Origin of the sequence: Streptococcus sp. SPS1 (assembly GCF_030439915.1) — a bacterium.
Lineage (GTDB): Bacteria > Bacillota > Bacilli > Lactobacillales > Streptococcaceae > Streptococcus.
In genome coordinates, this window is record NZ_JAQFJG010000014.1 from 19770 (window position 1) to 32690 (window position 12921).

General features: G+C 42.5%; 16 protein-coding genes. 13 read left to right on the plus strand and 3 right to left on the minus strand.

What is annotated here, in order from left to right:
- Positions 1 to 69: 69 nt before the first annotated feature.
- Positions 70 to 618, plus strand: coding sequence for a carboxymuconolactone decarboxylase family protein (locus PCY12_RS09030; RefSeq protein WP_000206767.1), 549 nt, complete (start codon positions 70 to 72; stop codon positions 616 to 618).
- 229 nt (positions 619 to 847) lie between these two features.
- Positions 848 to 1747 (plus strand): TDT family transporter, encoded by a 900-nt coding sequence (locus PCY12_RS09035; protein ID WP_301352594.1) that lies wholly within the window; start codon positions 848 to 850, stop codon positions 1745 to 1747.
- A gap of 24 nt (positions 1748 to 1771) precedes the next feature.
- Here the strand turns inward: PCY12_RS09035 and serS are convergent, their stop codons facing one another.
- The 3 genes from serS to PCY12_RS09050 form a co-directional block, all read right to left on the minus strand.
- Positions 1772 to 3046, minus strand: coding sequence for a serine--tRNA ligase (serS, locus tag PCY12_RS09040; RefSeq protein WP_000884231.1), 1275 nt, complete (start codon positions 3044 to 3046; stop codon positions 1772 to 1774).
- 213 nt (positions 3047 to 3259) lie between these two features.
- On the minus strand, positions 3260 to 3631 hold the full coding sequence (locus PCY12_RS09045; protein ID WP_000079358.1) for a DUF956 family protein: 372 nt from the start codon (positions 3629 to 3631) through the stop codon (positions 3260 to 3262).
- A 2-nt stretch (positions 3632 to 3633) separates the two neighbouring features.
- Entirely contained in the window at positions 3634 to 4998 is a 1365-nt protein-coding gene (locus PCY12_RS09050) for an aspartate kinase (protein WP_000869666.1), read from the minus strand.
- A 187-nt stretch (positions 4999 to 5185) separates the two neighbouring features.
- On the opposite strand from PCY12_RS09050, the gene PCY12_RS09055 reads away from it, so the two are divergent.
- From PCY12_RS09055 to fabZ, 11 genes are all read left to right on the plus strand, one after another.
- Positions 5186 to 5431: a hypothetical protein gene (locus PCY12_RS09055; protein ID WP_301352596.1), complete on the plus strand. Its 246-nt coding sequence runs from the start codon at positions 5186 to 5188 to the stop codon at positions 5429 to 5431.
- A complete protein-coding gene (locus tag PCY12_RS09060; protein ID WP_301352598.1) occupies positions 5406 to 6191 on the plus strand; it encodes an enoyl-CoA hydratase in 786 nt (261 codons plus the stop codon). Before PCY12_RS09055 ends, PCY12_RS09060 begins: the two co-directional genes overlap by 26 nt.
- Before the next feature lie 93 nt (positions 6192 to 6284).
- On the plus strand, positions 6285 to 6719 hold the full coding sequence (locus tag PCY12_RS09065) for a MarR family winged helix-turn-helix transcriptional regulator (protein WP_000386353.1): 435 nt from the start codon (positions 6285 to 6287) through the stop codon (positions 6717 to 6719).
- Entirely contained in the window at positions 6719 to 7693 is a 975-nt protein-coding gene (locus PCY12_RS09070; RefSeq protein WP_301352600.1) for a beta-ketoacyl-ACP synthase III, read from the plus strand. Before PCY12_RS09065 ends, PCY12_RS09070 begins: the two co-directional genes overlap by 1 nt.
- A 58-nt stretch (positions 7694 to 7751) precedes the next feature.
- Complete coding sequence (locus PCY12_RS09075; protein WP_000257838.1) at positions 7752 to 7976, plus strand: acyl carrier protein; 225 nt, start codon at positions 7752 to 7754, stop codon at positions 7974 to 7976.
- A gap of 116 nt (positions 7977 to 8092) precedes the next feature.
- Positions 8093 to 9067: an enoyl-[acyl-carrier-protein] reductase FabK gene (gene fabK, locus PCY12_RS09080; protein ID WP_301352602.1), complete on the plus strand. Its 975-nt coding sequence runs from the start codon at positions 8093 to 8095 to the stop codon at positions 9065 to 9067.
- Positions 9060 to 9983, plus strand: coding sequence for an ACP S-malonyltransferase (gene fabD / locus PCY12_RS09085; RefSeq protein ID WP_301352603.1), 924 nt, complete (start codon positions 9060 to 9062; stop codon positions 9981 to 9983). The genes fabK and fabD overlap by 8 nt, the downstream gene beginning before the upstream one ends.
- A gap of 40 nt (positions 9984 to 10023) precedes the next feature.
- Positions 10024 to 10755 (plus strand): 3-oxoacyl-[acyl-carrier-protein] reductase, encoded by a 732-nt coding sequence (gene fabG / locus PCY12_RS09090; RefSeq protein ID WP_173214269.1) that lies wholly within the window; start codon positions 10024 to 10026, stop codon positions 10753 to 10755.
- 21 nt (positions 10756 to 10776) lie between these two features.
- Entirely contained in the window at positions 10777 to 12012 is a 1236-nt protein-coding gene (gene fabF / locus PCY12_RS09095; RefSeq protein ID WP_175880258.1) for a beta-ketoacyl-ACP synthase II, read from the plus strand.
- 2 nt (positions 12013 to 12014) lie between these two features.
- Positions 12015 to 12500 (plus strand): acetyl-CoA carboxylase biotin carboxyl carrier protein, encoded by a 486-nt coding sequence (gene accB / locus PCY12_RS09100; protein WP_301352605.1) that lies wholly within the window; start codon positions 12015 to 12017, stop codon positions 12498 to 12500.
- Complete coding sequence (fabZ, locus tag PCY12_RS09105; RefSeq protein WP_000565515.1) at positions 12497 to 12919, plus strand: 3-hydroxyacyl-ACP dehydratase FabZ; 423 nt, start codon at positions 12497 to 12499, stop codon at positions 12917 to 12919. The genes accB and fabZ overlap by 4 nt, the downstream gene beginning before the upstream one ends.
- The last annotated feature ends 2 nt before the right edge of the window (positions 12920 to 12921 follow it).

Consider the following 12921-nt stretch of genomic DNA (forward strand, 5'->3'; position numbering starts at 1 on the left):
AATATATATTATACACGGTATAGAATCTGTGATAGACTAGGTTTCAACAACATGAAAAGAGGTTTTATGATGACAACATTTACAATTCATACAGTAGAATCAGCGCCAGCAGAAGTGAAAGAGGTTCTTGAAACAGTAGAAAAAGATAACAATGGCTATATTCCCAACCTAATCGGTCTCTTGGCTAATGCACCGACTGCTTTAGAGGCTTATCGTACTGTCGGAGCTATCAACCGTCGCAATAGCCTGACACCCGTTGAGCGCGAAGTCGTGCAAATCACGGCAGCCGTGACCAATGGTTGTGCCTTCTGTGTTGCAGGTCACACAGCCTTTTCAATCAAACAAATCCAGATGAACGATGACCTTCTGCAAGCCCTTCGCAATCGTACTCCAATTGAAACAGATCCTAAATTGGACACCCTAGCTAAGTTTACCTTGGCAGTTATCAATACCAAGGGTCGTGTAGGAGATGAAGCCTTAGCTGAGTTTTTAGAAGCTGGTTATAGCCAACAAAATGCCTTGGATGTGGTTCTTGGTGTCAGTCTAGCAAGCCTCTGTAACTATGCCAACAATCTAGCTAATACCCCAATTAACCCAGAATTGCAACCTTATGCTTAATTCATATCTGAGTAAAATGAAGTCTGAAATAATCGGACTTCGTTTTTTTTTTTAATACTCAATGAAAGTCAAAGAGCAAACTAGGAGGCTAACCGCAGGTTGCTCAAAACAGTGTTTTGAGGTTGCAGATAGAAGCTGACGTGGTTTGAAGAGATTTTCGATGAGTATTAAGTCCTCATTTAAGAGCTTTTATGATATACTGAAACTAACATGATTATTGGAGGTTAGGATGAAAAAACTCCCCTTAGTATTTTCAGGTTGTTTGCTAGGTTTGGCAGGAGCTGGAAATCTTATTTTAGATACGTTGCCGGTTCTGTCCCATCTGTTGAGTCTGACAGGTTTGATTTTGTGGATTTACTTTCTGATTCTTCATCTCTTTAATTGGAAGGAAACCAAGCAAGAATTGACCAAGCCCCCTCTTTTATCAGGGATGGCAACCTTTCCCATGGCTGGGATGATTTTATCAACTTATGTCTTTCGCGTATTCCCTCATCTTCCTTTGGTAGCGCAAGGGCTCTGGTGGTTTTCATTTCTCTTGGACTTGGCCTTGATTGCTGATTTCACCATCAAGTTTGCCTGTCCAGGTCGTAGGGTTCATGCGACTCCTAGCTGGACGGTTCTCTATGTGGGGATAGCGGTGGCTGCCTTGACCTATCCTCTGGTAGGCATCATCGAAATTGCCTATGCGACCTTGAGTTTTGGTTTTCTCTTGACCTTCTATCTCTATCCCCTTATTTATAGCGATTTAAAGAAACATCCACTCCCACTAGCCTTGCTTGGCCAAGAAGGAATCTATTGCGCTCCTTTCTCTCTACTCTTGGCTTCTCTAGTTCGAGTTGGAGGAGCCAGCCTACCAATTTGGGTCTTGATTGCCATGATCTTGGCTTCCCAATCCTTCTTTTTCTTTGTTTTGACTCGCCTACCCAATATTTTAAAACAAGGTTTTCAACCAGCCTTCTCAGCCCTCACCTTCCCGACCATTATCACAGCTACTTCGCTTAAGATGGCTCAGGGAATCTTGAAACTTCCATTTTTGGATTATTTGGTAGTGGCTGAAACCGCTATTTGCTTAATTATTTTACTCTTTGTATTAGGCGCTTATCTGATTTGGTTACGAAAAAAGGTCTAGCTAGAAATAGCTAAACCTTATTTTTTATGGTTTGATGACTTCAGCTCCACCCATGTATGGACGAAGAACTTCTGGGATGGTCACAGAACCATCTGCATTTTGGTAGTTTTCAAGAATAGCAGCCACTGTACGTCCAACTGCAAGTCCAGAACCATTCAAGGTATGGAGCAATTTCACCTTGCCATCTGCTTCATCACGGTAACGGATTTGGGCACGACGGGCTTGGAAATCTTCTGTGTTTGAACAGCTTGAGATTTCACGGTAGGTATTTTGTGCTGGAATCCAAACTTCCAAGTCGTAAGTCTTCGCAGCTGAGAAGCCCATATCTCCTGTAGAGAGAGCAACGACACGGTATGGAAGGTTAAGTTTTTGAAGAATGTTTTCAGCGTTGGCTGTCATTTTTTCCAATTCTTCGTAAGATTCTTCTGGCTTGGCAAATTTAACCATTTCAACCTTGTGGAATTGGTGCAAACGAATCAAGCCACGAGTATCACGACCAGCTGAACCAGCCTCAGAACGGAATGAAGGACTCATAGCAGTAAAGTAGATTGGCAGGTCTTTACCGTCAAGGATTTCATCACGGTAGTAGTTTGTCAGAGGAACTTCAGCTGTAGGAATAAGGACGTAATTGCTATCGCTGAGTTCAAAAGTATCTTCCTTGAATTTTGGATATTGACCAGTCCCGAACATAGAATCGTGGTTAACCATGTAAGGCGTGATGACTTCAGTATAGCCTTCTTTGCCATGTTCATCCAACATAAAGTTGTAGATAGCACGTTCCAAACGAGCACCGAGACCTTTATAGAAGAGGAAGCGAGCTCCTGTTACCTTACCACCACGTTCCCAGTCAAGGATGCCAAGGTCTTCACCCAGATCCCAGTGAGCTTTTGGCTCGAAATCGAACTCGCGTGGAGTACCCCAACGGCGAACTTCCACATTGTCGTCTTCGTCAGCCCCAACAGGAACGCTGTCAGCTGGGATATTTGGAAGAGTCGTTGTAAATTCTGTCAATTTAGCATCGATTTCTGCCAATTCAGCATCCAAAGCTTTGACCTCAGCAGATAGAGTTTGCATGGCAGCAATCTTGTCATCTGCATTTTCCTTGTTGCGCTTAGCTTGGGCAATCTCAGCTGAAACTGTGTTACGTTCAGCCTTGAGAGTTTCAACCTTGACTAAAATATCACGACGTTTAGCATCGATTTCTTTCATCTCATTCAAGACAGCAGCATCTACACCACGTGTAGCCAGTTTTTCTGCGACAGCATCAAAGTCTGTACGAATACGTTTGATATCTAACATAAGAACTCCTTTATGAAAAAAGCACACCTGACAAAGCGTTGGAGTGGCAGGGCCACGGTTCCATCCAACTTCACAGGTGTGCACTTGATTGTGTATGTAATTGTTACTAACGGTAGAATTTCACCTATCCCTCCTATCTGCTCGCAGCACCCGCAGACTTTCTGAAAGAAGAAGATAACCTACTTATCCGTTGCTATGATTATACTAAAGTTTCTACTTTTTTGCAAATAGATTTTTAAATTTTTGGCTAATTGTCTGAATCAGGGTCGGAAGTTTGACGACCTTGTCATTGCCCAGTTTTTCGCGAGCAATTTTAAGAATGGCACCTGAATCTTTTGAAGCAAAGAGGAATTTTCCTTTGTCTGTAAAGACTTCGAAGTGGCGACTGATTTTCCTCCCAGTGACATTGGCTCCAATCTGGTTGATATGGCTCCAAGGAATCTGGATAAATTGTTCGACATTGACATCGGGGTAAAATTCTAAGGCCTGATCTCCGACCAGGAATTTCCCAACTTTCCCAGCGATAGAGAGGTAGGAAGTGCCTGTCGTGCTGAGAAGCACTGTTTTGTTAAGAGATTGGGCCATGATTAGTCTTCCTTACTTTCGCCGAAAAAGGCATTGTAGAGGGCTTTAATTGCTGCTTTTTCTTGGTCTTTATTGACAACGAACATGATAGAAACTTCACTAGAACCTTGAGACATCATCTGGATATTGATCTTATTTTCAGATAGAGCGCGAGTTGCAGTAGCAGTTACTCCGATATGACTCTTCATCTTTTCTCCAACAATCATAATGATAGAAAGGTCGTGTTCGATTTCTGCATGGTCCACCTCAGCCTTTTGAACCAACTGACGAAGGATTTCTTCTTCCTTGATAGGAGTTAGTTCGCGAGAACGGAGAATGATTGAAAGATCGTCGATACCTGTTGGCATATGTTCCCAGCCGATGTTAAGGTCTTCAAGGATTTGCAGAACCTTGCGGCCAAATCCAACCTCACGGTTCATGAGGTATTTCGACATATTAATGCTGACAAAGCCTGAGTCACCAGCAATTCCCACAACTGGAAATTCATCACTACTGTGTTTTAGAACGATACGAGTACCTGGATGGTCAGGGTTGTTGGTATTCTTGATAACGAGAGGAATTTTTCCACGGTAGGCAGGAAGAAGCGCTTCGTCATGAAGGACTGAGAATCCTGCATAGGCCAACTCACGCATTTCACGGTAGGTTAACTCAGGGATTGAGTGTGGTTGGTGAATAATACCAGGGTGGGCTGCAAAGATACCATCAACGTCTGTAAAGTTTTCATAGAGGTCTGCCTTAACACCGGCAGCAATGATAGAACCTGTAATGTCTGATCCTCCACGTGAGAAGGTACAGATTTGATTTTCCTTGGTAACTCCAAAGAAACCAGGAATGACAAGGACTTCATTTGTATTTGTCAATTCTTCAATCTTGTCATAACTTGATGGAATGATGCGAGCGTGACCAGGCTCACTTGTGACCACAATACCAGCTTCTCTAGGGTGCACATAGCGTGCATCAATCCCGTTTTGATTAAAGTAGGCAGCAATCAATTTAGCATTGTTATTTTCACCAGCTGCTAGGAAAGTATCGTAGAGAAATTCATTTTCTTCGATAGGAAGAGTGGCTAAGGCACGAATGCTTTTGGAAATTTTTTCTAGCACAGCTGGTTTAAGACCTAGTTCACTAACCATCGCAGCATAGCGGTCGATAATCCAGTTTTGGCTCTTGCTAATATCGTTACCAGCAACATAGTCGCGGTAGTATTTAATCAAGGCATCCGTAACCTTAGTATCTTCAGCATTGCGTTTACCAGGGGCAGAAACGACTACAAAACGACGCTCTGAATCGCTTTTGACGATGTTTAAAACTTTTTCTAATTGACTAGCAGAGGCAAGAGAGCTACCTCCAAATTTAACAACTTTCATAAGAACTCCTAAAGTAAGTATTTTATACGATTATAGCAGAAAGAAAGCCTTTTTTCAATGAAGAAAATAAGATGCTTTCTAGCCTAAAACGATGCTTTCTAATCGGCTGAGACACTTTCAGTCAATTTTTTCTTGCTTTCTGTTCCTAAAAAAGATATATTTTGAAAATAAAATAATTTAATTTTCAATGAAAATCAAAGGGCAAACTAGGAAGCTAGCCGCAGACTGCTCAAAGCACTGCTTTGAGGTTGTAAATAAGACTGATGAAGTCAGCTCAAAACACTGTTTTGAGGTTGTGGATAGAACTGACGAAGTCAGTAAGCATACCTACGGCAAGGCGAAGCTGACGTGGTTTGAAGAGATTTTCGAAGAGTATAAACTGCTTATAAAAATAAAAAGGAGTCCTAATGGAACACATTATTTATCAGCTTGAAGAGGACTTGGCAATCCTTACCTTGAACCGTCCTGAGGTCGCAAATGGTTTTCATATTCCCATGTGTGAGGAGATTTTAGAAGCTCTGACTTTAGCAGAAGAGGATCCGGCTGTGCATTTTATCTTAATCAATGCCAATGGCAAAGTCTTTTCAGTTGGGGGAGATTTGGTAGAGATGAAGCGGGCAGTGGATGAGGATGATATTCCATCATTGACAAAAATCGCAGAGTTGGTCAATACGATTTCCTATAAAATCAAACAAATAGCCAAACCTGTTTTAATGGAAGTTGACGGTGCTGTTGCAGGTGCCGCAGCGAATATGGCTGTTGCGGCAGATTTCTGTCTGGCGACGAATAAGGCGAAGTTTATTCAAGCCTTTGTTGGCGTTGGTTTGGCTCCAGATGCAGGGGGGATTCACCTCTTGAGCCGCAGTATCGGTGTGACGCGTGCTGCTCAATTAGCCATGACAGGTGAGGCTTTAACCGCAGAAAAAGCCCTAGAATGGGGGCTAGTTTACCGCGTTTCTGAAGCTGATAAGTTAGAAAAAACCAGAGAACAGCTTCTTAAAAAATTAAGACGTGGCTCAGCTAATTCCTATGCTGCCATTAAGAAGTTGGTTTGGGAGAGCCAATTTAAAGACTGGCAGGATTACGCTACTTTAGAACTGAACCTACAGGAATCCTTAGCTCAAACAGAGGATTTCAAAGAAGGAGTGCGAGCTCATTCGGAGAGAAGACGGCCTAAATTTACAGGAAAATAAAAAAATACTTGCATCATTCTTTGAACTTTGATATAATTCTCTTGTCAAATGTTTTGATTGTAAAAGTTTTTTTGAGAAGGAGGGAAAGAAAGATTGGACTACCAACGAATTAATGAATATTTAACATCTATATTTAACAATGTCCTTGTCATTGAGGAAGTGAGCTTGAGAGGTAGTCGTTTCAAGGATATCTCCATCAAAGAAATGCATACGATTGATGTGATTGGGAAATTCCCAGACGTGACACCAAGTCAAGTGTCAAAAGAGTTGATGGTGACTCTTGGGACAGTTACGACTAGTTTGAATAATCTCGAACGCAAGGGTTACATTGAACGCATTCGCTCAGAGCAGGATCGTCGTGTGGTGCATCTACATTTGACAAAGAAGGGTCGCTTGGTTCATAGGCTACATAAACGCTTCCACAAGGCCATGGTTGAAAAAATCATTGATGGTATGAGTAAGGAAGAAATTGATGTTATGAGCAAAGGTTTGACCAATCTTTATCAATTTTTGGAGGATTTGAAATAATGGCTTTTGCAAAAATAAGCCAGGTTGCTCATTATGTGCCAGAGCAAGTGGTTACAAATCACGACTTGGCTCAGATTATGGATACCAATGATGAGTGGATTTCAAGTCGGACGGGAATACGACAAAGGCATATTTCAAGAACAGAATCTACCAGTGATTTGGCTACAGAGGTTGCTAAGAAACTGATGACAAAAGCTGGAATCACAGGGGAAGAGCTGGATTTTATCATCCTAGCCACCATTACTCCAGATTCGATGATGCCCTCTACAGCTGCTCGTGTCCAAGCTAATATTGGTGCTAATAAGGCCTTTGCTTTTGACCTAACAGCGGCTTGCAGTGGATTTGTATTTGCCTTGTCAACTGCTGAAAAGTTTATCGCTTCTGGTCGCTTTCAAAAAGGATTGGTGATTGGTAGTGAAACTCTCTCTAAAGCAGTCGATTGGTCAGACCGATCAACAGCTGTTTTGTTTGGAGATGGTGCTGGTGGTGTCTTGTTAGAAGCTAGCGAGCAAGAGCATTTCTTGGCAGAGAGTCTCAATAGTGATGGGAGTCGCAGCGAGTGTCTAACCTATGGACATTCAGGTCTGCATTCTCCATTTTCAGATCAAGAAAGTGCAGATTCATTTTTGAAGATGGATGGACGCGCAGTCTTTGATTTTGCCATTCGGGATGTAGCCAAGTCTATCAAGCAGACTATTGATGAATCTCCTATAGAGGCGACAGACTTGGATTATCTGCTACTTCATCAGGCTAATGACCGTATTTTGGATAAAATGGCTAGAAAAATTGGTGTCGACCGAGATAAACTTCCAGCCAATATGATGGAATATGGCAATACCAGTGCAGCCAGTATCCCGATTTTACTTTCAGAGTGTGTAGAACAAGGTCTCATCCCTTTAGATGGTAGCCAGACTGTTCTTCTATCAGGCTTCGGTGGAGGCTTGACCTGGGGCACGCTCATTCTTACAATTTAGGTAATCATGTGGTGAACACATTGTTATAAAAAACTATTTATTTTAAAGGAGTCCTATCATGGCAGTATTTGAAAAAGTACAAGAAATTATCGTTGAAGAACTTGGGAAAGACGCATCAGAAGTAACACTTGAATCAACTTTTGATGACTTGGATGCAGATTCATTGGACTTGTTCCAAGTAATCTCAGAAATCGAAGATGCTTTTGATATCCAAATCGAAGCAGAAGATGACTTGAAAACAGTTGGTGACTTGGTTGCCTACGTTGAAGAGCAAACAAAATAAACAGAATATAGATAGAAGGAGTAGGGAAACCCGCTCCCTCTTGTTTAGGCAATAGTTTGATTGTCAAATTATGACAGTATCGAACTATTACGTAAGCAAGAAACGATGGAGGCACTATGAAAACACGTATTACAGAATTATTGAACATTGATTATCCTATTTTCCAAGGAGGAATGGCCTGGGTCGCTGATGGTGATTTGGCAGGAGCTGTTTCCAAGGCTGGAGGACTAGGGATTATTGGTGGGGGAAATGCCCCTAAAGAAGTTGTCAAGGCAAATATTGATAAAATCAAATCATTGACTGATAAACCTTTTGGTGTCAACATCATGCTCTTGTCTCCCTTTGTGGAAGATATTGTAGACCTCGTTATCGAGGAAGGCGTCAAAGTGGTTACAACAGGGGCAGGAAATCCTGGTAAATACATGGAACGCTTTCACGAAGCTGGTATTACAGTTATTCCAGTTGTACCAAGTGTTGCCCTAGCTAAACGCATGGAAAAAATCGGTGCGGATGCTGTCATTGCAGAAGGAATGGAAGCTGGGGGGCATATCGGTAAATTAACAACCATGACCTTGGTGCGCCAGGTAGCTACAGCTGTATCTATTCCTGTTATTGCGGCAGGAGGGATTGCGGATGGTGAAGGTGCTGCTGCTGGCTTTATGCTAGGTGCAGAAGCTGTTCAAGTTGGAACTCGGTTTGTCGTTGCCAAAGAGTCTAATGCCCATCCAAATTATAAGGCGAAAATTTTAAAAGCTAGAGATATTGATACTACGATTTCAGCTCAACACTTTGGACATGCTGTTCGAGCTATTAAAAACCAATTGACTCGTGATTTTGAAAAAGCTGAAAAAGATGCCTTTAAACAAGAAAATCCTGATTTGGAAATTTTTGAACAAATGGGAGCAGGTGCTCTAGCCAAAGCGGTTGTTCACGGTGATGTGGATGGTGGCTCTGTCATGGCAGGTCAAATTGCAGGACTTGTTTCCAAAGAAGAAAGCGTTGAAGAAATCCTAAAAGATTTGTACTATGGAGCAGCTAAGAAAATACAAGAAGAAGCCTCTCGTTGGGCAGGAGTTGTAAGAAATGACTAAAACAGCCTTTTTATTTGCTGGTCAAGGTGCCCAGTATCTAGGTATGGGACGGGATCTCTATGATCACTACCCTATTGTCAAAGAAACGATTGATCAAGCGAGTCAGGTACTTGGTTATGATTTGCGTCATCTCATCGATACGGAAGAAGAAAAACTCAATCAGACTCGCTATACGCAACCTGCCATTCTAGCGACTTCGGTTGCTATCTACCGTTTATTGCAAGAAAAGGGCTATCAGCCGGATATGGTTGCTGGTTTGTCCCTTGGAGAGTATTCTGCCTTGGTGGCCAGCGGTGCCTTGGATTTTGAAGATGCGGTTGCCTTGGTTGCTAAGCGTGGAGCCTATATGGAAGAAGCGGCTCCTGCTGGCTCTGGCAAGATGGTGGCAGTTCTTAATACACCAGTAGAGGTTATTGAGGAAGCCTGTCAAAAAGCTTCTGAACTTGGAGTAGTTACCCCAGCCAACTATAATACACCTGCACAAATCGTGATTGGTGGAGAAGTGACTGCAGTTGACCGAGCTGTTGAACTCTTGCAGGAAGCAGGAGCTAAACGCTTGATTCCTCTCAAGGTTTCAGGACCTTTTCATACCGCTCTCCTTGAGCTTGCTAGCCAGAAACTAGCTGAAACTCTAGCTCAGGTAAGTTTTTCAGATTTTACTTGTCCCCTAGTCGGCAATACAGAAGCTGCAGTTATGCAAAAAGAAGACATTGCTAAACTCTTGACGCGTCAGGTCAAGGAACCAGTTCGTTTCTATGAAAGTATTGCGGCCATGCAAGAAGCAGGCGTAACCAACTTTATAGAGATTGGACCGGGGAAAGTCTTGTCAGGCTTTGTCAAAAAAATTGATAAGACAGCTAAACTAGCCAATGTTGAAGATCAGGCTAGTTTGGAAACTTTGCTAGAAAACAAGTAATCCCTTCTCCCATAAATACAAGAGGAAACAGGAGAAAAGAATGCAACTAAAAAATAAAAATATCTTTATTACAGGTTCGAGTCGTGGAATTGGTCTTGCCGTTGCCCATAAGTTTGCTCAAGCAGGAGCCAACATCGTCTTAAACAGCCGTGGGGCAATCTCAGAGGAATTACTCGCTGAGTTTGCAGACTATGGTGTCAAGGTGATTTCCATTTCAGGAGATGTATCCGATTTTGCAGACGCTAAACGTATGGTTGAGCAAGCTATTGCAGAGCTGGGTTCAGTAGATGTTTTGGTTAACAATGCAGGGATTACCCAAGATACCCTTATGCTCAAGATGACAGAAGCAGATTTTGAAAAAGTGCTCAAGGTTAATCTGACTGGTGCCTTTAACATGACACAATCAGTCTTGAAACCGATGATGAAAGCCAGAGAAGGTGCTATCATCAATATGTCTAGTGTTGTTGGTTTGATGGGAAATATTGGCCAAGCTAACTATGCTGCTTCTAAGGCCGGTTTGATTGGTTTTACCAAGTCTGTGGCGCGTGAAGTGGCCAATCGCAATATCAGGGTTAACGCTATCGCGCCTGGAATGATTGAGTCCGATATGACAGCGGTTCTATCAGACAAGGTAAAAGATGCCATGCTGGCACAAATTCCTATGAAAGCATTTGGGCAGGCAGAGCAGGTTGCAGATTTAACAGTATTTTTAGCAGGCCAAGATTATCTAACTGGTCAAGTGGTTGCCATTGATGGCGGCCTCAGTATGTAGCAGAAGCTAGAGGTAAAAAAGATGAAACTAAATCGCGTAGTAGTAACAGGTTATGGAGTGACATCTCCAATCGGAAATACACCAGAAGAATTTTGGAATAGTTTGACAACTGGAAAAATCGGAATTGGTCAAATTACGAAATTTGATCATAGTGACTTTGATGTGCATAATGCGGCAGAAATCCAAGATTTTCCTTTTGATAAATACTTTGTAAAGAAAGATACCAATCGTTTCGATAACTATTCTTTATATGCCTTGTATGCAGCCCAAGAAGCTGTCAACCATGCTAATTTGGATGTAGAGGCTCTTGATAAAGATCGTTTTGGTGTTATTGTTGCCTCTGGTATTGGTGGAATTAAGGAAATTGAAGATCAAGTGCTTCGTCTCAACGAAAAAGGGCCAAAACGTGTGAAACCATTGACCCTTCCAAAAGCCTTGCCAAATATGGCTTCAGGAAATGTTGCCATGCGTTTTGGAGCAAACGGTGTTTGTAAATCCATCAATACTGCCTGCGCTTCATCAAATGATGCGATTGGAGATGCCTTCCGCTCAATTAAGTTTGGCTTTCAAGATGTTATGTTGGTAGGTGGTTCAGAAGCCTCTATCACACCTTTTGCTATTGCTGGTTTCCAAGCCCTAACTGCTCTCTCAACTACAGAGGACCCAACTCGTGCTTCCATTCCATTTGATAAGGACCGTAATGGTTTTGTCATGGGTGAAGGTTCTGGGATGTTGGTTCTTGAAAGTCTGGAACACGCTGAAAAACGTGGGGCTACTATCCTTGCTGAAGTGGTTGGTTATGGAAATACTTGTGATGCCTACCACATGACTTCACCACATCCAGAAGGTCAGGGAGCTATCAAGGCCATCAAATTAGCCTTGGAAGAAGCTGAGATTTCCCCAGAGCAAGTAGCCTATGTCAATGCTCACGGAACGTCAACTCCTGCTAATGAAAAAGGAGAAAGTGGTGCGATCGTAGCTGTTCTTGGTAAGGAAGTACCTGTATCATCAACCAAATCATTCACAGGACATTTGCTGGGGGCTGCAGGTGCAGTAGAAGCTATCGTCACCATCGAAGCTATGCGTCATAACTTTGTACCAATGACAGCTGGAACAAGTGAAGTATCAGATTATATCGAAGCCAATGTCGTTTATGGACAAGGCTTGGAGCAAGAAATTCCATACGCTATTTCAAATACCTTTGGTTTTGGTGGCCACAATGCAGTTCTTGCTTTCAAACGTTGGGAGAATAAATAAGTATGAATTTAAACGATATTAAAGATTTGATGGCTCAATTTGACCAATCAAGTTTGAGAGAATTTTCTTATAAAAATGGGACGGATGAGTTGCAGTTTAGCAAGAATGAAGCTAGACTCGTATCCGAAGTTGCAGCTCAAGTCGCTCCAGCGCCCATTCTAGCAACACCAAGTCCAGCGGCTCCTACATCTGCTCCAGCAGAGACTGTAACAGAAGAAGTTCAAGCTGTAGCTGAAACAAGCGTGGCTGCTGAGGGAGATCTTGTAGAGAGCCCACTTGTTGGGGTGGCTTACTTGGCTGCTGGACCAGATAAACCTGCCTTCGTTTCAGTTGGCGATAGTGTCAAAAAAGGCCAAACACTGGTCATTATCGAAGCCATGAAAGTCATGAATGAAATTCCAGCACCTAAGGATGGTGTGGTAACGGAAATTCTCGTTTCTAACGAAGAAATGGTTGAGTTTGGTAAAGGATTGGTACGTATCAAATGATCGATATTCAAGGAATCAAAGAAGCCCTTCCCCACCGTTATCCTATGCTCCTAGTGGACCGTGTGTTGGAAGTGAGCGAGGATACTATTGTTGCTATCAAAAATGTGACCATCAACGAGCCCTTCTTTAATGGTCATTTCCCTCAATATCCAGTTATGCCAGGTGTTCTGATTATGGAAGCCTTGGCGCAAACAGCTGGTGTCTTGGAGTTATCAAAACCTGAAAATAAAGGGAAACTGGTCTTTTACGCTGGTATGGATAAGGTCAAATTTAAGAAGCAAGTTGTACCAGGTGACCAATTAGTTATGACGGCAACGTTTGTAAAACGTCGCGGTACCATTGCCGTGGTTGAAGCAAAGGCTGAAGTGGATGGCAAGCTTGCAGCTAGTGGTACTCTTACCTTTGCAATAGGGAACTAAGG

Coding starts and splice junctions, on each gene's coding strand:
- PCY12_RS09030 (WP_000206767.1), top strand. CDS start 70: ATGACAACATTTACAATTCATACAGTAGAATCAGCGCCAGCAGAAGTG.
- PCY12_RS09035 (WP_301352594.1), top strand. CDS start 848: ATGAAAAAACTCCCCTTAGTATTTTCAGGTTGTTTGCTAGGTTTGGCA.
- serS (WP_000884231.1), bottom strand. CDS start 3,046: ATGTTAGATATCAAACGTATTCGTACAGACTTTGATGCTGTCGCAGAA.
- PCY12_RS09045 (WP_000079358.1), bottom strand. CDS start 3,631: ATGGCCCAATCTCTTAACAAAACAGTGCTTCTCAGCACGACAGGCACT.
- PCY12_RS09050 (WP_000869666.1), bottom strand. CDS start 4,998: ATGAAAGTTGTTAAATTTGGAGGTAGCTCTCTTGCCTCTGCTAGTCAA.
- PCY12_RS09055 (WP_301352596.1), top strand. CDS start 5,186: ATGAAAATCAAAGGGCAAACTAGGAAGCTAGCCGCAGACTGCTCAAAG.
- PCY12_RS09060 (WP_301352598.1), top strand. CDS start 5,406: ATGGAACACATTATTTATCAGCTTGAAGAGGACTTGGCAATCCTTACC.
- PCY12_RS09070 (WP_301352600.1), top strand. CDS start 6,719: ATGGCTTTTGCAAAAATAAGCCAGGTTGCTCATTATGTGCCAGAGCAA.
- PCY12_RS09075 (WP_000257838.1), top strand. CDS start 7,752: ATGGCAGTATTTGAAAAAGTACAAGAAATTATCGTTGAAGAACTTGGG.
- fabK (WP_301352602.1), top strand. CDS start 8,093: ATGAAAACACGTATTACAGAATTATTGAACATTGATTATCCTATTTTC.
- fabD (WP_301352603.1), top strand. CDS start 9,060: ATGACTAAAACAGCCTTTTTATTTGCTGGTCAAGGTGCCCAGTATCTA.
- fabG (WP_173214269.1), top strand. CDS start 10,024: ATGCAACTAAAAAATAAAAATATCTTTATTACAGGTTCGAGTCGTGGA.
- fabF (WP_175880258.1), top strand. CDS start 10,777: ATGAAACTAAATCGCGTAGTAGTAACAGGTTATGGAGTGACATCTCCA.
- accB (WP_301352605.1), top strand. CDS start 12,015: ATGAATTTAAACGATATTAAAGATTTGATGGCTCAATTTGACCAATCA.
- fabZ (WP_000565515.1), top strand. CDS start 12,497: ATGATCGATATTCAAGGAATCAAAGAAGCCCTTCCCCACCGTTATCCT.